The sequence below is a fragment of the Asanoa iriomotensis genome (assembly GCF_016862515.1).
In the GTDB taxonomy this organism is placed as follows: domain Bacteria; phylum Actinomycetota; class Actinomycetes; order Mycobacteriales; family Micromonosporaceae; genus Asanoa; species Asanoa iriomotensis.
This window is the reverse complement of sequence record NZ_BONC01000101.1, coordinates 1-20,609: the sequence shown is the minus strand read 5'-3', so window position 1 is coordinate 20,609 and position 20,609 is coordinate 1. Positions and strand designations below refer to the sequence as shown.

Here is a 20,609-nt window from a genome sequence, read left to right as displayed (position 1 = left end):
CTGGGCGAGCAGCGGGTTGGCCGACGGCTCGGTGCGGCGCCAGGCCGAGTCCATCGCGACCCGGACCTTCTCCTCGACCGCGCGCAACCGGCGGTCAAGCCCGCCGGCCACCTCGCGCGGCACCCGGCCGGCGTCGTGCCACTGGCCCTGGATCTCGCGGAGCCTGGCCTGCGCGGCCCGCGGGTCGGCGTCGACGTCGATCGACTCGGCCTCGACGACCAGCGCCTGCTTGCGCTCCTGGTTGCCGCGCTGCTCGGCGTCGCGGGCCGAGAAGACCGTGCTGCGGTTGGTGAAGAAGGCGTCCTGCGCGGCGCGGAACTTCTCCCACAGCCGCTGCTCGGCCTCCTTCGACGCGCGCGGCGCCGCCTTCCACTCGGTCATCAGCTCCTTGAGCCGCGCCGCGGTCGGGCCCCAGTCGGTCGACTCGCGCAGCGTCTCGGCCTCGGCGACCAGCGCTTCCTTGGCGCCCTGGGCCTGCTTGCGCTGGGAGTCCAGGGTCGCGAAGTGCGCGCCGCGGCGGCGGGTGAAGCCGTCGCGGGCCGCGGCGAAGCGCTTCCACAGCTCGCCGTCGGACTTCTTGTCGACGCCGCGGATGGTCTTCCACTCGTCGAGGATCTCCTTGAGCCGGTCGCCGGCCGACTTCCAGCCGGTGGACTCGGCCGCGATCTTCTCGGCCTCCTCGACGAGCTGGGTCTTGCGCGCCAGCGCCTCGGCCCGGGCGGTCTCCCGCGCGGCGCGGGCCTCACCGGCCTTGGCCTCGGCGGACTCGGCCAGCCGGTCGAGCCGGGCGGTCAGGCCATCGATGTCACCGACGACGTGTGCCTCGGGCAGGGACGCCCGGATGCGCCGGATCGTGGCGAGCGAGTGGGACGCGTCGGCGGCGCCGGAACCCATCCGCGCCTCGACGAGGTCAACCTCCGTGACCACGTCGGCGAACCGCCGGGCGAAGTGGGCCAGGCCCTCCTCGGGCGAGCCGGCCTGCCAGGAGCCGACGATCCGTTCCCCCTCGGCCGTCTTGACGTAAACCGTGCCCTCCGCGTCCACGCGTCCGAAGGCCGTCCAGTCGCTCATCTGCCCATCCTCGTTCGTCCGACTCCGTCGGGAATGCACCCTTCGGGCGTCGCCATAGCGCAGTATTGTTACCGCTGCATTGTCACAGGTCCCACCCCGTCCAAGTCGAGCGCCTATTGGCGACCGTGACCATACGGAGACCGGGGCGGGAATCACGCGGCGGCGGACTGTCGTCCCGATACCGTTATGCGGTGACCCTCGTAGCTGTCGCGGTCTGTCCTCATCCGCCCATGATCGTCCCGGAGGTGGCCGGCGGTGCCGCCGCCGAGCTCGACGACCTCCGCGCGGCCTGCGCGTCCGCGGTCACGGCGCTGGGCGAGGCCGGTGCGCGGCAGATCGTCGTGTTCGGGGCGGATTCGGCCATGACGTCCTATGACCCGCCGCAGCGGGGCTCGCTTCGCCCGTGGGGTGTCGACCTCGACGTCTCGCTGGGCCCGCACGACCCGTTGGAGAGCCGCGAGTTGCCGTTGAGCCTGGTGATAGGCGCGTGGCTGTTGCGGCAACACCCGCCCGGCCAGCCGGTGATGGTCAACATGCAGGGCATCTCTGTCGACGCTACGCCGGCCGAATGCAGGAACTTCGGCGAGTGCTGCGCCCCCGACGGTCCGTGGGCGCTGCTCGTGATGGGTGACGGGTCCGCGTCGCGGGGGATCAAGTCGCCGGGGTACGACGATCCGCGCGCGGAGCCTTACGACGACGCGCTGGCGGCGGCGCTGGCCGGGGTCGACCTGGACGCGTTGCACGCCCTCGACCCGGAATTGTCGCGGTCGCTGGGCGTGGCCGGGCGGCCGGCGTTCCAGGCATTGGCGGGTGCGGTCGGCGCGGCCGGCGGTGCGTGGTCGGGCGACTTGTCTTATTACGCGGCTCCGTACGGCGTCAGCTATTTCGTCGCCAGTTGGGCCCGGGCATGACCGTTGTGGCCGTGGTCGGCCCGACCGCCGCGGGGAAGTCGGCGCTGAGCCTCGCGCTGGCCGAGGAGCTCGGCGGCGAGGTGGTCAACGCCGACTCGATGCAGCTCTACGCGGGCCTGGACATCGGCACCGCGAAGCTGTCGGTGGCCGAGCGGCGCGGGGTGCCCCACCACGTGCTCGACATCTGGCCGGTGACGGCGCCGGCGAGTGTGGCCGAATACCAGCGGCTGGCCCGCGCGGCGATCGACGACATCCTGGCGCGCGGCCGCGTACCCCTGCTGGTCGGTGGCTCTGGCCTTTATGTGCGTGCGGTTTTGGAGGAGTTCGACTTTCCGGGTACGGACGCCGCGTTGCGCGCGTCGTTGGAGGCCGAGTTGGCCGAGGTGGGCGCGGTGGCCCTGCATGCGCGCCTCGAGGCCGCGGACCCGGTGGCGGCGTCGCGGATCCTGCCCACCAACGGCCGCCGGATCGTCCGCGCCCTGGAAGTGATCACCCTGACGGGCCAGCCGTTCGCGGCGGCCCTGCCGTCGGAGCCGGTGCCGTTTTATCCCTCTGTGCAGATTGGGGTCGATGTGGCGGCCGCGGCCCTGGACGCGCGCATCGCGGAGCGGGTGTCGGCGATGTGGTCGGCCGGTTTGGTCGCGGAGACGCGGTCCCTGGTCTCGCAGGGCTTGCGTTCCGGCCGGACGGCCAGCCGGGCACTCGGATACCAGCAGGTCCTGGCGTTCCTGGCGGGGGATTCTGGAGAGCAGGAGGCCCACGACGAAACGATCCGGGCCACCCGGCGTTTCGTCCGCCGGCAGCGGACGTGGTTCCGCCGCGACCCCCGGATCACCTGGCTGGACGGATTGGATCCGGACCTGCCGCGGTTGGCACTGACGGCGGTCCACGCGGAGCGAGCGGGTACGCCATGATGGGCGGCGGCATCTGATGGGGGGCGGGTTTGAGATGGGGGCCAGCATGCGATTTTTCAAGGGCCACGGCACAGGCAACGACTTCGTGATCCTGCCGGACCCGGACGGCGTCCTGGCACTCACACCGTCGCGGGTCGCGGCCCTCTGCGACCGCCACTTCGGCATAGGCGCCGACGGCGTGCTGCGCGTGGTCCGCTCGGCGAAGCACCCGCACGCGGTCGACCTGGCCGGCGAAGCCGAGTGGTTCATGGACTACTGGAACGCGGACGGCTCGATCGCCGAGATGTGCGGCAATGGCGTACGCGTCTTCGCCCGGTTCCTGTCCGCGGAGGGCTACGAGCCCGGCACGTCGTTCCCGATCGCGACCCGCTCGGGCGTGGTCCAGGCGACGGTTACCGCGGACGAGGTCTCGGTCGTGCTGCCCGCACCCCGCATCGGCGGCGGCTCGACGGCGACGCTGGGCGGCCTGACCTTCACCGGCACGTCGGTGGACGTCGGCAACCCCCACCTGGTCTGCGCGCTGCCGTCCGGGTTGGCACTGGGCGACCTGAACCTGTCGGCGGCGCCCGCATTCGACGGGGCCGCGTTCCCGACGGGCGTCAACATCGAGTTCGTGGTCTCCGGCGCTAGTGAGGCGGCCACCTTCGGCCACATCGCCGTCGACCGCCGCCCAGGCCCAGACCAGGGCCACATCGCCGTGGACTCGCCGCCGGCGGATGGTCGGGAGCGGGGTCACATCGCTGTCGACTCTCCGCCCGTCGACCGTCGAGAGCAGGGCCACATCGCGGTGGATTCGCCACCTGCGGACCGTCGGGAGCAGGGTCACATCGCTGTCGACGCGCCGCCGGCGGACGGCCGGGAGCGGGGTCACATCGCGGTGGACTCGCCGCCGCCCACGGAGCCGCAGCAGGGCCACATCGCCGTGGATTCCCCGCCGGCGGATGATCGGGCGCTGGGACACATCGCGGTCGACGCGCCGCCAGCGGACCGCCGGGCGCAGGGCCACATCGCGGTGGATTCGCCGCCCCCGGACCAGCGGGCGCAGGGCCACATCGCAGTTGACTCTCCGCCGCCGACCCAGCCGGACCGCGGCCACATCGCCGTCGACCGACGGGGCGGCGAGTTCGGCCACATCGCTGTCGACAAGCGCCCGGCCCCGGTCGGCGTCGACGCCCACGTAGCGATGCGCGTCTACGAACGAGGCTCAGGCGAAACCCTCTCCTGCGGCTCAGGCGCGATCGCGGTGGCCGCGGTGGCCCTACACGAGGCAGGCAAGCAAACAGGCGTGGTAGCGGTAGACGTCCCCGGAGGCCGCCTAACGGTCGCCCTGGACGGCGAAACCTGCACCTTCACCGGCCCAGCCATCCTCGTAGCCGCAGGCGAAACCCTCACCCTCTAACCACCGACCACCTCCTCGCGAATAGGCAATCCGCCCACCTCGTAAGGGTCCAACAGCGCCTCCAGCGCGGCAGCCGCCTCGGCGCCACCCCGGCCTCTTCCACCGGCGCCGGCGCCCGCCGAAGCTCGGCCACCCAATCCGGATCGCGCACGTCAACCGCACGCCGCGCAACGTCCCGCAGTAACTCGTCTATGACGGCGACGTCCGCCCAGATCGCAGCGAGATTCACGCCGCCATTGTGGACCGCCTCGCCACCGGCCCAGCCGCCGCGGCCTTCAACTGTCTGGTGGCGGATCAGGCATATGGCCCGGCTAGCGCCGGCTAACGGTCGCGGAAAGCAGCCGACGTAGCGAGGCTGAACGCCAGCGTCGGTCAGCTGTCTGGTGGCGGATCAGGCATACGGCCCGGCTAGCGCCGGTAAACGGTCGCGGAAAGCAGCCCACGTAGCGAGGCTGAACGCCAGCATCGGTCAACTGTCTAGGGACGAATCACTCGACATGCCTTGGCTGGGGTGGGTTTCTGGCGGGGGAGTTCGGCCCATGTGGCAGTTGGACAGGTGTTCGGCGGCGGACCGGCCGATATGGCCTGGCTAGCGCGAGTTGATCGTCGCGGAGAGCAGCCGATGCGGCGCGACTGGAAAAGCAGAGAGCCGATCGAACCTGCATGGATCTCCGTCGCGAGAGCGAGCATATGCGGCAACCAGCGAATGACACCCAACAAGCTCGACCACCTCGGCAAACACACCGCGGAGATCAGCCAATGGACTGTGGCCCGCGGCCCGGCACCGGAGTCGACAAAGGGTATGTAGGTCAGGGCGGGGGAGGATGTTGTGAGTGCCGACTATAAGGGGCGCGCTCTTTGCGACCTGTCGGTACTCACAACATTCTCCCCCGCCCTAGAGGGCGACCAAACGACCGAGCGAAATCCGAACCCAACGAAAGCGAAACCGATCGTGGGACGGCGCCCGAAAACGACCGCAACCAACCGCGAACCCGCCCGGCCCGGCGGGAGCGACGGTCCGGACCACGACGGACCCGGGCAATAAAGGATCTAAGGCGTAGACGTATCGACGGCCGCAACCGGCGCGCTCTGCGCCGCCAACCGCACCGCCGCCGCCACCGCCACCGCAACCCGAGAATCGAAAACGCTAGGCACGATCACAGTCGGATTGATCTTGTCCTCGCCCACCACGTCCGCGATCGCGCGGGCCGCGGCCAAGGCCATCTCCTCCGTGAACTCCTCGGCATGCGCGTCGAGCATCCCGCGGAACACCCCCGGAAAGGCCAGCACGTTGTTGATCTGATTGGGCTGGTCGGAGCGCCCGGTAGCGACCACCGCCGCATGTTTGCGGGCCTCGCGCGGGTCGACCTCCGGGTCCGGGTTGGCCAGGGCGAACACGATCGCGTCGTCGGCCATCGTCGCGATGTCGTCGCCGGTCAGCAGGTTCGGGGCGCTCACGCCGATGAACACGTCGGCTCCGCGCAGCGCGCCCGCGAGATCGCCCTGGTAGCCGTCGCGGTTCGTGTGTTCCACCAGCCACTGCCACGAGGCCGGCAGATCCTTCAAACCGGCATGAAGCACACCAGGCCGGTCGTACGCGATGATGTCGCCCACGCCCTGCCGCAACAGGAGCTTCATGATCGCGGTCCCGGCCGCCCCGGCGCCGCTGACGACGACGCGCACGTCCTGCATCCGCTTGCCGACCACCCGCAGCGCGTTGGTCAGCGCGGCCAGCACGCAGATCGCGGTCCCGTGCTGATCATCGTGGAACACCGGAATGTCCAGCAGGTCCCGCAGCCGCTCCTCGATCTCGAAGCAGCGCGGCGCGGCGATGTCCTCGAGGTTGATGCCGCCGTAGGCGGGTGCGATCGCCTGCACGATCCGGACGATCTCGTCGGTGTCCTGAGTGTCCAGCACCACCGGCCAGGCGTCGACGCCGCCGAATCGCTTGAAGAGCGCGGCCTTGCCCTCCATCACGGGCAGTGACGCCGCCGGTCCGAGGTTGCCGAGGCCGAGCACCGCGGAGCCGTCGGTCACGACGGCCACCGTGTTGCGCTTGATCGTCAGGCGGCGGGCGTCGGCCGGGTTCTCCGCGATCGCGAGGCAGACCCGAGCCACTCCCGGCGTGTACGCCCGGGACAGCTCGTCGCGGTTACGCAGCGCCACCTTCGGCGTGACCTCGATCTTGCCTCCGAGGTGCAGCAGGAACGTCCGGTCGGAGACCTTGCGCACGTCCACGCCGTCCAGCGCCTCGAGCGCCTTGACCACTTGGTCGGCGTGGCCGGCGTCGGCGGTGTCACAGGTGAGGTCGACGACGACCGTGGTCGGGTCCGAGTCGACGACGTCGAGGGCGGTGACGATCGCACCCGCCTCGCCGACGCAGGTGGTGAGTCGGCCGATCGCCGACGCGTCGGCGACCACCCCGATCCGGATCGTGATCGAAAAGCCGGCGCTCGGCAGGCGGGTCTGCGCCACGTGGTCCTCCGTCGTTCTACGGCGCGGGCCACGGCGCCCGCGCCGTAGCGCATTCTTGCCCACGTGTGTCGAGGTCGGCCAACCGCCTGGGCGATTTATGGATGCGCTCGCCGTCTGACCGTGTCACGATCGGTGTTCAAGGAGGCATTCTTTTGCGCACGTTCCACGCTGTGGATGAGCTGGCCGACATCGACCCGACGACCGGCGAGCTGGAGCTCGAAGACCGACACGCGATGCGCCGCGTCGCAGGCCTGTCCACCGAGCTCACCGACATCACCGAGGTCGAATACCGGCAGCTGCGGCTCGAACGGGTCGTCCTGGTCGGTGTCTGGACCGATGGCACGGCGACCGACGCCGACAACTCCCTGATCGAGCTGGCGGCGCTCGCCGAGACGGCGGGCTCCCAGGTGCTCGAGGGCATGATCCAGCGCCGGGGCAAGCCCGATCCCGCGACGTTCGTCGGGAGCGGCAAGGTCGACGAGCTGCGGTCCGTGGTGATCTCGACCGGCGCCGACACCGTGATCTGCGACGGCGAGCTGTCGCCCTCGCAGCTCCGCAACCTGGAGCAGCGGGTCAAGGTCAAGGTCGTCGACCGGACAGCCCTGATCCTCGACATCTTCGCCCAGCACGCCAAGAGCAAAGAGGGCAAGGCGCAGGTCGAGCTGGCCCAGCTCGAATACCTGCTGCCGCGGCTGCGTGGTTGGGGCGAGACGCTGTCCCGCCAGACCGGTGGCTCCGGCCGGGGCGGTGGCGCGGGTGGCGGCGTCGGCCTGCGTGGTCCCGGTGAGACGAAGCTCGAGACCGATCGCCGCCGGATCAACCAGCGCATCGCCCGCCTGCGCCGGGAGATCAAGGCGTTGCGGAAGGTACGCGCGACAAAGCGCGCCAGGCGCAACCGCAACGAGGTTCCCGGTGTGACGATCGCCGGCTACACCAACGCCGGCAAGTCCAGCCTGCTCAACCGCCTGACCGGCGCCGGGGTGCTGGTCGAGGACGCGCTGTTCGCGACCCTGGACCCGACGACCCGCCGGGCCCGCACCAACGACGGCCGGGTCTACACGCTGTCCGACACGGTCGGCTTCGTCCGACACCTCCCGCACCAGATCGTCGAGGCGTTCCGCTCGACGCTGGAAGAGGTGGCCGAGGCCGACCTGGTCGTCCACGTCGTCGACGGCGCGCACCCCGACCCCGAGGAGCAGGTCCGCGCGGTCCGCGAGGTGCTGGCCGAGGTCGGCGCCGACAGCGTTCCCGAGTTGCTCGTGGTCAACAAGATCGACACGGCTGACGAAGAGACGCTGCTGCGGCTCAAGCGGACCTGGCCCGAGGCGGTGTTCGTCTCGGCCCGCTCCGGGCGCGGCATCGACGAGCTTCGCGCGACGCTCGAGTCGCGGCTGCCACGGCCCGCGGTCGAGTTGCGTGTCGTGGTGCCTTACGCCCGTGGTGAGCTGGTCGCCCAGTTGCACCGCCGGGCCAAGGTGCTGAGCACGGCACACATCGCCGAGGGCACCGCGCTGCACGTGCGGGTCGACCAGGCGCTGGCGGCCGAGCTCGCGCCCTATGTGTCGGCATAAGGCCGAGATCACGAGGGGGAGGCGCGCACACAGGCGGACGTGCGACACTGGCCCGATGCCGCGCGCTTCCTCTTCGATCACGGTCGTCCTGGGCGTGGTCGCAGCGGCGCTCGGTGCCGGCTTTGGCACCGCATTTGCCGCCCCTTCACCGGGCACCGGCGGCGCCGGTGCCGCGGAGCCCGTGCCGGGCAAGAAGGTCTGCACCGTCAGCGACTCGAAGCTGGTCGAGCTATCCGGTCTGGTGGCGACGAAGACAGGCTTCATTGTCATCAACGACAGCAGCGACGTTTCGAGTCGGGAGCGGGTCTTCTTCCTCGACCGCAAGTGTGAGGTGACCGATTCGGTCTCCTACCCGGGCGGCGGCCCGCGCGACACGGAGGACCTGGCGCTCTCGCCTGACGGAAAGACCCTGTGGGTCGCCGACACGGGCAACAACATCACGAGCGACGACCAGCGCACGAGCATCGTGCTGTGGAGCCTGCCCGTCAACGGCAGCAAGCAGCCGACCCTGCACCGCTTCGTCTACCCGGACGACAAGCCCCGCGACGCCGAGGCGCTGGTGATGACGGGCACGGGCGCCGGCACTCCGCTGGTGATCACCAAGTCGACCGGCCCGGCCGAGCTGTTCGCCCCCGCCGCGGCGATCAAGAGCGGCAACTCGACCGGCGTGCCGATGAAGAAGGTCGGCCAGGTCACCCTCCCGCAGACCGAGACGCCCAACCTGCTGGGCGCGGCCGGGCGGGTGACGGTGACGGGCGCGGCGCGCTCGCCCGACGGCTCGAAGGTCGTCCTGCGCACCTACGCCGACGCGTTCGAGTGGGACGTAGCCGACGGCGGCGACGTGGCGGCCGCCTTGACCAGCAAGACCGCACCCCGGATCACGGGCCTGACCGACCCGTTCGGCGAGGCCATCTCCTACACGACCGACGGCAAGCAGTTCGTCACCGTGTCCGACGGCGGCCAGCTCGGTGAGGACGAGGAGATCCAGATCCTCAGCTACGCACCGGCGGCGGCGGCCCCACCCGCGGCAGCGGCCTCGCCGGGCGCCGGCGCGGGCGACGGCGGCGGCTCGTTCATGGACAGCTTGTCGATCAAGGACATCACGTCACTGATCGCCGCGATCGGTGTGATCGGCCTGATCCTGGTCGGCGCCGGTGTGGCGGGGATCATCGTGGCCCGCAAGAAGAAGGCCGCGGCCGCCGACAGCGAGCCGGTCGGTGCCGGCACCGCCCGGGTAGGCCGGCAGGTAGCCCCAGAGCAGGCCGTTTGGGACCAGGACCCAGGCGGCAACGTGTACGGCGGTGCGCCGGGTGTCTACGGTGCCGGAGCTTCGTCACAGCGCGGCGGCGGCGTCTACGGCGGCGGCGGGCAGCGCGGTGGCGGCGGGTCCGTTTACGGCGGCGGCGGAGCGCCGGCATACGGGGGTGGCGGCGACGGTGGTTATGGCCCGCCGCAGCAGGCTGAGCCGCCGCGTGGGACGAGCTACGGACGGCAGCGCTCGGCACCGGACGACTACGGCTATTCGGGGCAGGGCTACGGCCAACAGGGCGGCGGCAACGACGGGGGTTACGGCGGCAACGGCTACGTCGGCTCAGGCCACGACTATCGCGGCTGAGCCGTCTTGGGGCTGCCGGCCACCGCGTTGATCCCTGCGGTGCCGCGTCGCTATTCGTCGGCTTTGGGACACGACTACGACGGCTGACTGCTGACGGCCGAGGCTTCGATCCCTGTTTCCCCACCGTGTCAGCCGTGGCAACCCGCCGGCGCGAGCGCCGTTGGAGGTCGAGCTTGCTGTGCGACCACGCGGCTGGGGCGACGTTGGCGTCTCGTCGAGTTGCCCGGCCCGGCGCGCGTACCCCTGGCGTCGCCGGGTTTTCGTGGTGTGGCAGTTTCCTGGCGTGGCCCGCCGGCTGGGGGTCGGCGGGCCACGCGCTGTTCGTCAGATGCGGCGTAGGACCGCCACGACGCGGCCCATGATCGTTGCCTCGTCGCCGTTGATCGGGTCGAACGCCGGGTTGCGTGGCAGCAGCCAGACGTGGCCCTCGCGGCGCTGGAACGTCTTGACCGTCGCCTCGCCGTCGAGCATCGCCGCCACGATCTCGCCGTTGTTGGCCGTCGGCTGTTGGCGGACGACGACCCAGTCGCCGTCGCAGATCGCGGCCTCGAGCATCGAGTCGCCCTTGACGTGGAGCATGAAGACCTCGCCCTCGCCGACCAGCTCGCGGGGGAGGGGGAAGACGTCCTCCACGGCCTGCTCGGCCAGGATCGGGCCACCGGCGGCGATGCGACCGAGCATCGGCACGTATGCCGGAGCCGGGCGCTGTGCCCGCGCCGCCTCCTCGTCGACGTCCGCCGGGGGACGCACGTCGACGGCACGGGGCCGGTTGGGGTCGCGCCGGAGGTAGCCCTTCCGCTCGAGCTCCTTGAGCTGGTAGGCCACGCTCGACGGCGAGACCAGCCCGACCGCCTCGCCGATCTCGCGGACGCTCGGCGGGTAGCCGTAGCGGTCCACCCAGTCCCGGATGAACTCGAGGATCCGTCGCTGCCGAGCCGTCAGCTCGGCGGCGGTCACGTCAGGGAAGCTGCTCACGACCGGTGCCACGGATCTGACCTCGGACGTCGCGGCGCGTGCCCGCGCGGCGCTGCGCTTGCGGGTGCCCGGCGACGCGGCCTCGGACGCGATTCTCTGCGGTTGTTGCTGCCGGCTCGCCCGGTCGTCGGTCGACACGTCCGTCCTCCCTGGTCGGCTGTGATGCCCTATTCGCGGTTGGGGTGACCATGACCGTATCGGTGGGTTGAGACAGTTTCAAACATCTGTACGACATCCGTGCCCGGCGTGTCGCGCCTGTGGGCTCGACATCCGAACGCCTGTTCTGATAAACCATCGTACGTCCGTACTATCGAACTGGCGTTCGATCTTGGGGGTCGGGATGAGCGTGGTCGGCATTTCGGGCGATGTGGCGGGCGCGTTGTCGAGGTTTCCGGTGCGCCGGCCAAGGCCGCGACTACGCCTGACACGGCGCGGCCGGCTGGTCCTGGTCGTGCTGTTCCTGCTGGTGGTGGGCGGCCTGGCGGCGGTGCTGTCGCCGGCGTCGCGCGCGGCGGATCCCGCGGGGCCACCCGCGATCGCGGTCGTCCAACCTGGTGACACCCTCTGGTCGGTCGCCGCACGTCACCGCCCGAGCAACTCACCGTTCGAGGTGATAGCCGAGATCCGCCGACTCAACCACCTGGACAGCTTCACGATCTTCGCGGGCCAGAAGTTGATCCTTCCGGGCGGGTGACCATCTAGCGTCTGCCGGCGACGGACGCCCTGGCTATGCGGTGTTGTGCCGCATGACGCGAGGGGTGCGCCGGCGCCTGTCCGCGCGCGTCTGACGCCGTCGTGTGGCCAGTCACAGCAGCCACAGCAATCGCGTGGAGACAGAAACGTGGCACTGGCGACACGCCCACCCAACTTGACCCCGGGACGTGGGCGGCCTACGGTCGAACCCCTAGATGTAGTAGTTACAGCTCTGTAAGTTGTCCACAGGTAGGGGTAGACTCGTCAGAGTTACCCACACCTTTCCCACAGGTTGTGCACAGCGGTATCCACCGGTGGTGGTTGGCCGTTGTCCACAGGCGTGCCCGGAAAGCCCCGCGAGAGCGGTGCGCTCCGCCGCCAGAAAAGTGTCAGAGGGTCGCACTAGCGTGGCCCCGCGGGATCAGTTCAGGAGAGGAGGTCGTCGATGCGCTGCCCATACTGCCGACACCCCGACTCGCGGGTGGTCGACTCGCGTGAGGCCGACGACGGCCAGCTGATCCGGCGCCGCCGGTCGTGCCCCGAGTGTGGCAAGCGGTTCACCACCGTCGAGGAGGCCGTCCTCGCCGTGGTCAAGCGCAGTGGCGTGACCGAGCCGTTCAGCCGCACGAAGATCGTCACGGGCGTGCGCAAGGCCTGCCAGGGTCGACCGGTCGACGAGGACTCGATCGCGCTGCTGGCACAGAAGGTCGAGGAGACGGTTCGCGCCAAGGGGGCTGCCGAGGTCCCGAGCCACGATGTCGGGCTCGCCATCCTCGGCCCGCTGCGCGACCTCGACGAGGTGGCCTACCTGCGCTTCGCCAGCGTCTACCGCTCGTTCGAGTCGCTCAGCGACTTCGAGCGCGAGATCGAGACGCTGCGCGCGGCCGCCGCCGCGCGACTGGAGGGCACCGCTGGCGCGGTTGTCAACGCGGAGACGCGTACCAAGTAGAGCTTTTGAATGCGTTCGTAAACGAGGGGGCAGGTGACATGGCGGGCGACGTTGCCGCTGGCAAGAGTCGAGCACGGGGCGTGGGGGCGACCGGGCTCAAGATCGAGCGGGTGTGGACGACCGAGGGCGTCCACCCTTACGACGAGGTGGCGTGGGAGCGCCGCGACGTGGTGATGACCAACTGGCGCGACGGCTCGATCAACTTCGAGCAGCGCGGGGTCGAGTTCCCGGAGTCGTGGAGCATCAACGCGGCCAACATCGTCACCACCAAATACTTCCGCGGCGCCGTGGGCACCCCGGAGCGTGAGTGGTCGCTCAAGCAGCTCATCGACCGGGTGGTCAAGACCTACCGCAAGGCGGGCGAAGACTACGGCTACTTCACCAACCCGGGCGACGCCGAGGTCTTCGAGCAAGAGCTGACCTACATGCTTCTGCACCAGGTGTTCAGCTTCAACTCGCCGGTCTGGTTCAACGTCGGCACGCCGTCGCCGCAGCAGGTCAGCGCCTGTTTCATCCTCGCCGTCGACGACTCGATGGACTCGATCCTCGACTGGTACAAGGAGGAGGGGCTGATCTTCAAGGGCGGCTCCGGCTCCGGGGTCAACCTGTCGCGCATCCGCTCGTCCAAGGAGCTGCTCTCCTCGGGCGGCACCGCGTCCGGGCCGGTCAGCTTCATGCGCGGCGCCGACGCGTCGGCGGGCACGATCAAGTCCGGCGGCGCCACCCGGCGCGCGGCCAAGATGGTCATCCTCGACGTCGACCACCCCGACATCGAAGAGTTCGTCGTGACCAAGGCCCGTGAGGAAGACAAGATCCGGGCGCTCCGCGACGCCGGCTTCGACATGGACCTCGGCGGCTCCGACATCGTCAGCGTGCAATACCAGAACGCCAACAACTCGGTGCGCGTCACCGACCAGTTCATGCGCGCGGTCGAAGAGAACGGCCCGTTCGACCTGCGCGGCCGGCTCGACGGCGCGGTGATCGAGTCCGTCGACGCCAGCAAGCTGTTCCGCACGATCGCGCAGGCGGCGTGGGAGTGCGCCGACCCGGGCCTGCAATACGACGACACGATCAACGACTGGCACACCTCACCGGAGACCGGTCGGATCACCGCGTCCAACCCCTGTTCCGAATACCTGCACCTCGACAACTCGTCGTGCAACCTGGCGTCGCTCAACCTGATGAAGTTCCTCCGCGCCGACGGCAGCTTCGAGGTGGAAAAGTTCGTCAAGTCGGTCGAGTTCGTCATCACGGCGATGGACATCTCGATCTGCTTCGCCGACTTCCCGACCGAGAAGATCGGCGAGACGACGCGTGCCTACCGCCAGCTCGGCATCGGCTACGCCAACCTCGGCGCGCTGCTGATGGCGTCGGGTCTGCCCTACGACTCCGACGGCGGGCGCGCGCTGGCCGGGGCGATCACGTCGCTGATGACCGGCACCGCCTACCGCCGCTCGGCCGAGCTGGCCGGCGTGGTCGGCGCCTACGACGGCTACGCCCGCAACGCCGAGCCGCACAAGCGGGTCATGCGCAAGCACGCCACGGCCAGCGACGACATCAAGGCGTCGAGCCCGGTGGCGACCGCCATCTCCCGCGAGGCGACGAAGCAGTGGCAGCTGGGCCTCAAGATCGGCGAGAAGTCGGGCTGGCGCAACGCGCAGGCCTCGGTGCTCGCGCCGACCGGCACCATCGGCCTGATGATGGACTGCGACACCACCGGCGTCGAGCCCGACCTGGCCCTGGTCAAGTTCAAGAAGCTGGTCGGCGGCGGCTCGATGCAGATCGTCAACCAGACCGTGCCGCGCGCGCTGCGCAGCCTCGGCTACCCCGAGGAGCAGGTCGAGGCGATCGTCGAGCACATCGCCGACCACGGCCACGTCGTCGACGCGCCGGGCCTCAAGCCCGAGCACTACTCGGTCTTCGACTGCGCGATGGGCGAGCGCTCGATCGCGCCGATGGGCCACGTGCGGATGATGGCGGCCGTCCAGCCGTTCATCTCGGGCGCGATCTCCAAGACGGTCAACATGCCGGAGTCGGCGACCGTCGAGGACGTCGAGAAGATCTACTTCGAGGGCTGGAAGCTCGGCCTCAAGGCGCTGGCGATCTACCGCGACAACTGCAAGGTGGGCCAGCCGCTGTCGGCGGCCAAGCCGGCCAAGTCGTCGGTGTCGGTCGAGACGCCGGCCGCCGCGGTCGAGAAGGTCGTCGAGAAGGTCGTCGAATACCGGCCGGTCCGCAAGCGCCTGCCCAAGAAGCGCCCGTCGGAGACGGTGTCCTTCTCGGTCGGCGGCGCCGAGGGCTACCTGACGGCGTCGTCCTACCCCGACGACGGCCTGGGCGAGGTCTTCCTCAAGATGTCGAAGCAGGGCTCCACCCTGGCCGGCGTCATGGACGCGTTCTCGGTGGCGATCTCGATCGGCCTGCAATACGGCGTGCCGCTGGAGACCTACGTCGCCAAGTTCACCAACATGCGGTTCGAGCCCGCCGGCATGACCGACGACCCGGACATCCGCATGGCGGCCTCGGTGATGGACTACATCTTCCGCCGGCTGGCACTCGACTTCCTGCCCTACGAGCGCCGCGCCGAACTAGGCATCTTCACGGCCAAGGAGCGGGCCGCCCAGATCCGCGCCGAGGCCGAGGCGGAAGCCGCCTTCGACCACACCCAGATGGCATCGTCGGCCCCCATCGAGGCCAAGGTCGTCGAGGAGAAGGCGGCCGAAGACAAGGCCGAGAAGACCGAGCCGTCGACGACGGCCAAGACCACGTCCGACGGCCCGGTCCAGATCGCCGCGCCGTCACCCCGCGTGGGCTCCTCGACGGAGCTTCTCGAGGCCGTGATCGGCAAGGCCGCGGACGCACCGCTCTGCTTCACCTGCGGCACGAAGATGCGCCCCGCCGGCAGCTGCTACGTGTGCGAGGGCTGCGGCTCAACGTCCGGCTGCAGCTAGGACCATAAGCGGCGGCTTCGGCTAGCGAGCCGAGGCCATCGGATAGGGGAGTCGAGCTTGATCGGCTCCCCTATCCGGCTTCGGCGTAGCTTGTCGCGAGCCTGGCCACCGAGTCGAACGGAAATCTAAGTCGCCGAGTGCGCTGAGGCGGTCACCAGGCAAAGAAAGAGGGGAGTGGCCCGAAGGCGACTCCCCTGCTTTAGTCATTGAGCGCTCGGCGCTCTGAGCGAAAGCATACCAGCAGTGACGACTCCGTCTGCTCCACTCTCGGGCGCACTGGCAACGGATCCTTACGCTAGCCATGTTGTCGCTCGACTCCTCGACTTCTTCGCCGACACCACGCCTTGGCCGCGACGCCTATGGGACGTCAGCAGCGGACTCGCGTTGCGCGAGGCCCACGAAGCGGCTCGCTGGCAGGCCAACCAGGCGCTTTCGCCGGGCGCTGTGACCTGGTACCTGAGCAGTCTTCAGCGGCAGCTCGGACCCGATCGCGGGCTCGGCGACGGGAAACTTCGGCGCCTGTTGATGGATCTGCTGAAACGTGGGCTCGCGGTCAACAGCGCGGAGCGCCGGCAACTCGGGCAACTCCTGCCGACGATTGTGACGGGTTACCTCGACCGATGGCGAGACGCTCTCCTGGCCGGTCCGATTCCGTCGGCCGAGCGCCTGGCCCGCGCGATCGCCACTCACCTGCTCGACCTCGGGCACAGCTCTGGGCACCTGCATCGCTGGGCTCGCGAACTCTCGCAGAAACCCGGTACGACTCTCGGCGACCTCTTGGCGGAAGCCTGCGGTGTGGCGCGCCGCGGCGACGTCACCTACGAGGTCCTGGTTCCATTCGCTTCGTTGCCGAACCATGTGCAGCTCGCCGCTCACCTGCCGGAGTGGCTGGACGCCACGCGAGCGGCGCATTGGCTCGCCATGAACAACGTGGCCAAGCCGCCGCGACAGTACGGCGCCTTCCTCTACTCGATTACCGCCAAAGACCCAACCGCCGCGGCGCGGGCCGCTGGGGCTCTGGTCCAGAGACTGCAGGCTCGTGCGACCTACGCCCGCGGTGAGGCCGCGGGCAGGCTCGAACCGGTTGGGAAGGTGTGGATCGCAGGTCACGACCATCCGTTGCCCGTGTCTCCGCCCGCCCGCGGGGTGGACGTGTTGAGCCTCGTTCGTGAGAAGACCATGTATGCCATTTCCACCAAAGGCGCTCTCGACGACGCGCTGGAGATGGCCGCGCCGCTCAACGCTGGTCCCGCGGCGCCGGCTGTCTCTGGTGCATGGTCGGCGATCGAGTCCCTTCTGTCGCAGGCTTCGGACGCGGGAGAAGGAAGGCCTGGTCGCGTCGTCGCAGCGGACCGGCTCGCGGCGATCGTCGCCTGCTCCTGGCCGAGGGCCGAACTCACAGCGCTTTCCTACCGACACCGGCCCGAAGTGCCGGACGCCCTCAGCGTCGAGCTCGACTCGCTGAAGAAGAACCTCGATCGCAGCCGTGCCATGGCGGTCGCCCTCCACGACGGCGTGGCGCTCGCCGTGAACTCGCCGAGTGACAACGCGGCGGTGCAACGGATCGCCGCGGTCGTTGCGAATCCGTACAAGGAATTGGCCGACGTGAGGGCCGTCTTCGAGGGCGTGGTGCGCAGGCTCTACCGCCAGCGCAACATCGTGGTGCATGGCGGCACCACCGCATCGGTGGCAATGGATGCCACGCTTCGCACGGCGTCACCGCTCGTGGGCGCGGGGTTCGACCGACTCGTGCACGCCAAACTGCAGACCGGCGTCGGTCCGCTGGAACTCGCGGCGAGGGCCGCGAACTCCCTTGAGCTCATAGGCGATCCGCTCGGCCCCGACCTTTGCTCCCTGCTGGAGTGAGCGCGCGTCCCGACCTATCGCTTCGGACGCCTGCCCAGCTGGTGCCAGTCTGTTTCCGACATGTCGACGTCGAAGTGGTTCGCTGCCTTCTTCAGGTTGGCGAACGCCTGGTCGCGTTCCTTGTCGCTGACGTCCTGGACCTGGTCGAAGCGCGCGATCGCGTTCCGCACGTGGTCCGCGTCGGTCAGGGGTTCCTTGCGCTTGCCGGGGAACGCGAACGCGCTGTCCGGGAGGCTCCGCTTCTCGCTGCTCGACAGGGTGCCTTCGTCGCCCTCGGTGACGGGCTGCCAGGTTGTCTCCATGTCACCGCCATACCCAGGCGGCCCCCGGCTATGCGGCGCAGGCCGTCCAGTCGACCAGCACCCGATCCGGACGTTGGGGGTCGATTCGGGCGGCGAAGGGGAGGCCGTCCTGGGCGCGGCCGAGGAAGGGCTCGGCGATCGGGCCCAGGTACATGGCCGGGTACGGCGGCCCGCCGTCCACCCGGCGCACCGACATCAGCACCTCGAGCACCGGCTCCCGGTCGACGTACGCACCCGTCTCGCGCAGGTCGAGCGGCTGGGCCTCGCCCGGCACGCCGGTCTGGGCGAGGTCGGTCAGATCGTCGCGCAGGGGACTCGTGGTGGTCATGCCCGTGGCGTCCTCTCGTCGTACGGATGATGCCTCTTGGGATATAACCGGCGAAGGGTATTCAGGCAGCGGACGACGGGTCCGATAGGTCCGATAGGGTACGGGTGGAGTGGTGACCTCGAGCAACGGCGAGCGCAAGCCACTGGCCGGGCGGCCGTTGCGGCAACCGCACGACAGCCGGATGCCGGACGATCCCGCGTACCAGCAAGAGATCATCCAAGCCCACGACGACGCGCTCGCTGGCGGCGGTGCCGGATATCTCGACCCGCGGACCGGGTTGTTCGTCCTCTCGGCCAGATTCCTCGCCGCACGCGGCACGTGTTGCGGTCGCGGCTGCCGCCACTGTCCTTATGTGAAATAGGGTTCGCGCCATGACCCGCTACGTCGTCATCGGAGCCGGCATCGTCGGCCTGGCCACCGCGCACCGGATCACGCTCGACCATCCGGACGCGTCGGTCACCGTGATCGACAAGGAGCCGCGGGTCGCCGCCCACCAGACCGGGCACAACAGCGGCGTCATCCACGCGGGCGTCTATTACAAGCCCGGCAGCCTCAAGGCGCGGCTCTGCGCCGCCGGCCGGGCGTCCATGGTCGACTTCTGCGCCACGCACGGCATCGCGCACGAGGTGTGCGGCAAGTTGATCGTCGCGGCCGACGAGTCCGAGGTCCCGCGCCTGCACGCGCTGCACGAGCGCGCGGTCGCCAACGGGCTGCCGGTGCGGCTGGTGGGGGCGGCCGAGGCCAAGGAGTACGAGCCCGAGCTCCGCTGCGTCGAGGCGCTGCGCGTCGAGTCGACCGGGATCGTCGACTTCACCGCCGTCTGCACCACGCTCGCCGACCTGGCCGAGAAGGCCGGCGCAACGCTTCGGCTGGGCACCGCCGTGACCGGCATCGAGGTCCGCGGCGGCGAGCAGATCGTGCACACCAGGTCCGGCGACGTCGTGGCCGATGTGCTGATCAACTGCGCGGGGCTGCAAGCGGACCGGGTGGCGCGCCTCGCTGGGGTCGAGCCGCCGGCGCGAATCGTACCCTTTAGGGGTGAATATTATGAACTCACACCCGACCGGCGCGGGCTGGTCCGCGGGCTGATCTACCCGGTACCGGACCCGCAATTCCCATTCCTGGGCGTCCACCTGACCCGCATGATCGACCACACCGTCCACGCCGGACCCAACGCGGTGCTCGCGCTGGCCCGCGAGGGCTATCGCTGGAGCAAGATCAACCCCAGGGACATCGCGGACTTCGTCGGGTACGCGGGCCTTTGGCGTCTCGCCCGCAAGCATTTCCGGTACGGGGTGACCGAGGTGCGCCGCTCGCTGAGCCGCCGCCTGTTCGCGGAGAGCCTGGCCCGCCTCGTGCCGGCGGTCACGGAGAGCGACCTGATCCCAGCCGGCGCCGGCGTCCGCGCCCAGGCCATCGCCCGCGACGGCGCCCTGGTCGACGACTTCCTGATCGTCGCCCGCGACCGCCAGGTCCACGTACTCAACGCACCGTCCCCGGCCGCCACCAGCTCGCTGGAGATCGCGAAGCACATCGTGGCGCAACTCCCGGGTTGACCGACGGACAACCCGGCCTTCCGCCCGGCCAGCCGAACCCGTATGTTTTCGGGCGGCGCACTCCCGTGCTGATCAAGGCGTAGATCGAGGAGTTGTTGTGGTCCTGCCGCGTAGCCGCCACAGCGACCCGCCCGCCTCCACGCGGCGGTCCAGGTTGGATGGTCGCCGGGTGGTCCGGCTCGCCTGCCTCGGCGCGGCCGTCACCCTGGTCGCGGCCACCACCGCGGGTTGCGCCGACGACCCACCGCCGCAAAGCGTCACGACGCCGCTCCGCACGAACTTCCCGGCGGCGATGGCGGGCGGGGCGTGCGTCTACTTCGACTACGCCACGATCGAGAAGACCCTCGGCGTACGTTTCGACATCGCCGCGCCGAGCCAGAGCGGCCAGACGACCACCTGCGTGGTCCAGCCGGACCAATCGGACCTGCCCGACCTGGCCCTCACAATCACCAAGACCACCGCGGACGCCGAGATCTTCAAGTCGGACGTGATCCCGGACAAGGGCGCGACGGCGATCAAGGGGCTGGGGCTGGCGGCCTACCAGGCGCCGGTCGCGGCCACGAAGACCACAGGTCCGGGGCTCGAGGTGTGCTGGCTCACAAAGGACAAGCGGCTGATGTCGCTGCGCTTCACCGGCGTCCGGGACTCACCTGCCCCACCGAAAACGCTGGGCCCGCAATTGGTAGCCCTGGCAAAGCACGTCGAGGCGGTCAAGCCGCCGAAAAAGCCCTGACCACCGCAACCGCCCAGACGAGCCGACGGTCGGTCAACGGCCCGCGACCGGGCGAGGCCTGCGAAAGCTGGTTTGCCTCTTAGGGGTCCGAGCGGCGCCTGCGGTTCCGGGCCCCGCGCCACGAATCGAGACCTCATCCGCGTGTCCGGGCCGCGCCTGCGTGTCCGGGCCGCGCCCGCGTCGAGGCTGTGGCGATGCGATCGGGCCGCGCCTGCCGACTTGGGCTGCGCCCGGGGTTCGGGGCCTGCCGTTCCGTGCCGCACGTCCCGGGGTTCGGGCGATGGCCGGGGTTCGAGCACG

General features: G+C 69.8%; 16 protein-coding genes and 2 pseudogenes. 13 read left to right on the top strand and 5 right to left on the bottom strand.

The window, feature by feature from the left end; translation table 11 throughout:
* Positions 1-1,071, bottom strand: a 1,071-nt coding sequence (locus Air01nite_RS37595) for a DUF349 domain-containing protein (protein ID WP_203708175.1), incomplete at its 3' end; no start/stop codon positions are given.
* Between the two features lie 230 nt (positions 1,072-1,301).
* Here Air01nite_RS37595 and Air01nite_RS37590 point away from each other — a divergent pair.
* The 4 genes and pseudogenes from Air01nite_RS37590 to Air01nite_RS37575 all read left to right on the top strand — a co-directional run.
* The gene (locus Air01nite_RS37590; RefSeq protein ID WP_203708179.1) at positions 1,302-1,982 is read left to right on the top strand and encodes a class III extradiol ring-cleavage dioxygenase family protein; all 681 of its coding nucleotides are present in this window, start codon (positions 1,302-1,304) and stop codon (positions 1,980-1,982) included.
* On the top strand, positions 1,979-2,896 hold the full coding sequence (miaA, locus tag Air01nite_RS37585; RefSeq protein ID WP_203708174.1) for a tRNA (adenosine(37)-N6)-dimethylallyltransferase MiaA: 918 nt from the start codon (positions 1,979-1,981) through the stop codon (positions 2,894-2,896). Before Air01nite_RS37590 ends, miaA begins: the two co-directional genes overlap by 4 nt.
* Before the next feature lie 16 nt (positions 2,897-2,912).
* A pseudogene (gene dapF, locus Air01nite_RS37580) lies at positions 2,913-3,503 on the top strand (diaminopimelate epimerase); the annotation flags it as partial.
* A 555-nt stretch (positions 3,504-4,058) separates the two neighbouring features.
* Positions 4,059-4,295: pseudogene (locus Air01nite_RS37575) on the top strand (diaminopimelate epimerase); the annotation flags it as partial.
* A gap of 1,050 nt (positions 4,296-5,345) precedes the next feature.
* Here the strand turns inward: Air01nite_RS37575 and Air01nite_RS37570 are convergent.
* Positions 5,346-6,770 carry an NAD-dependent malic enzyme gene (locus Air01nite_RS37570; protein ID WP_203708173.1) on the bottom strand — a complete coding sequence of 475 codons (1,425 nt, stop codon included), beginning with the start codon at positions 6,768-6,770 and terminating at the stop codon, positions 5,346-5,348.
* A gap of 170 nt (positions 6,771-6,940) precedes the next feature.
* On the opposite strand from Air01nite_RS37570, the gene hflX reads away from it, so the two are divergent.
* Together hflX and Air01nite_RS37560 are read left to right on the top strand one after the other, a co-directional pair.
* Positions 6,941-8,341, top strand: coding sequence for a GTPase HflX (gene hflX / locus Air01nite_RS37565; RefSeq protein ID WP_373310563.1), 1,401 nt, complete (start codon positions 6,941-6,943; stop codon positions 8,339-8,341).
* A gap of 55 nt (positions 8,342-8,396) precedes the next feature.
* On the top strand, positions 8,397-9,956 hold the full coding sequence (locus Air01nite_RS37560) for a hypothetical protein (protein WP_203708171.1): 1,560 nt from the start codon (positions 8,397-8,399) through the stop codon (positions 9,954-9,956).
* Positions 9,957-10,280: 324 nt separating this feature from the next.
* Here the strand turns inward: Air01nite_RS37560 and lexA are convergent, their stop codons facing one another.
* Complete coding sequence (gene lexA / locus Air01nite_RS37555; RefSeq protein ID WP_203708170.1) at positions 10,281-11,069, bottom strand: transcriptional repressor LexA; 789 nt, start codon at positions 11,067-11,069, stop codon at positions 10,281-10,283.
* A gap of 256 nt (positions 11,070-11,325) precedes the next feature.
* Between lexA and Air01nite_RS37550 the strand changes: the two genes are divergently transcribed.
* The 4 genes from Air01nite_RS37550 to Air01nite_RS37535 all read left to right on the top strand — a co-directional run bounded on the left by Air01nite_RS37550 (position 11,326) and on the right by Air01nite_RS37535 (position 17,390).
* The gene (locus Air01nite_RS37550; RefSeq protein WP_239091248.1) at positions 11,326-11,625 is read left to right on the top strand and encodes a LysM peptidoglycan-binding domain-containing protein; all 300 of its coding nucleotides are present in this window, start codon (positions 11,326-11,328) and stop codon (positions 11,623-11,625) included.
* A 444-nt stretch (positions 11,626-12,069) separates the two neighbouring features.
* Positions 12,070-12,573 (top strand): transcriptional regulator NrdR, encoded by a 504-nt coding sequence (gene nrdR / locus Air01nite_RS37545; RefSeq protein ID WP_203708169.1) that lies wholly within the window; start codon positions 12,070-12,072, stop codon positions 12,571-12,573.
* Between the two features lie 38 nt (positions 12,574-12,611).
* A complete protein-coding gene (locus Air01nite_RS37540; RefSeq protein ID WP_203708168.1) occupies positions 12,612-15,524 on the top strand; it encodes a vitamin B12-dependent ribonucleotide reductase in 2,913 nt (970 codons plus the stop codon).
* Positions 15,525-15,908: 384 nt separating this feature from the next.
* The gene (locus Air01nite_RS37535) at positions 15,909-17,390 is read left to right on the top strand and encodes a hypothetical protein (RefSeq protein ID WP_203708167.1); all 1,482 of its coding nucleotides are present in this window, start codon (positions 15,909-15,911) and stop codon (positions 17,388-17,390) included.
* A 14-nt stretch (positions 17,391-17,404) separates the two neighbouring features.
* Here the strand turns inward: Air01nite_RS37535 and Air01nite_RS37530 are convergent, their stop codons facing one another.
* Together Air01nite_RS37530 and Air01nite_RS37525 are read right to left on the bottom strand one after the other, a co-directional pair.
* Positions 17,405-17,692, bottom strand: coding sequence for a DUF6582 domain-containing protein (locus Air01nite_RS37530; protein ID WP_203708166.1), 288 nt, complete (start codon positions 17,690-17,692; stop codon positions 17,405-17,407).
* A gap of 28 nt (positions 17,693-17,720) precedes the next feature.
* Positions 17,721-18,020 carry a hypothetical protein gene (locus tag Air01nite_RS37525; RefSeq protein ID WP_203708165.1) on the bottom strand — a complete coding sequence of 100 codons (300 nt, stop codon included), beginning with the start codon at positions 18,018-18,020 and terminating at the stop codon, positions 17,721-17,723.
* A gap of 181 nt (positions 18,021-18,201) precedes the next feature.
* Here Air01nite_RS37525 and Air01nite_RS37520 point away from each other — a divergent pair, with 181 nt between their 5' ends.
* The 3 genes from Air01nite_RS37520 (at position 18,202) to Air01nite_RS37510 (ending at position 20,309) form a co-directional block, all read left to right on the top strand.
* Positions 18,202-18,381, top strand: coding sequence for a C1orf53 family protein (locus Air01nite_RS37520; protein ID WP_203708176.1), 180 nt, complete (start codon positions 18,202-18,204; stop codon positions 18,379-18,381).
* 10 nt (positions 18,382-18,391) lie between these two features.
* Entirely contained in the window at positions 18,392-19,576 is a 1,185-nt protein-coding gene (gene lhgD, locus Air01nite_RS37515) for an L-2-hydroxyglutarate dehydrogenase (protein ID WP_203708164.1), read from the top strand.
* Between the two features lie 169 nt (positions 19,577-19,745).
* The gene (locus Air01nite_RS37510) at positions 19,746-20,309 is read left to right on the top strand and encodes a hypothetical protein (protein WP_203708163.1); all 564 of its coding nucleotides are present in this window, start codon (positions 19,746-19,748) and stop codon (positions 20,307-20,309) included.
* Positions 20,310-20,609 lie beyond the last annotated feature (300 nt).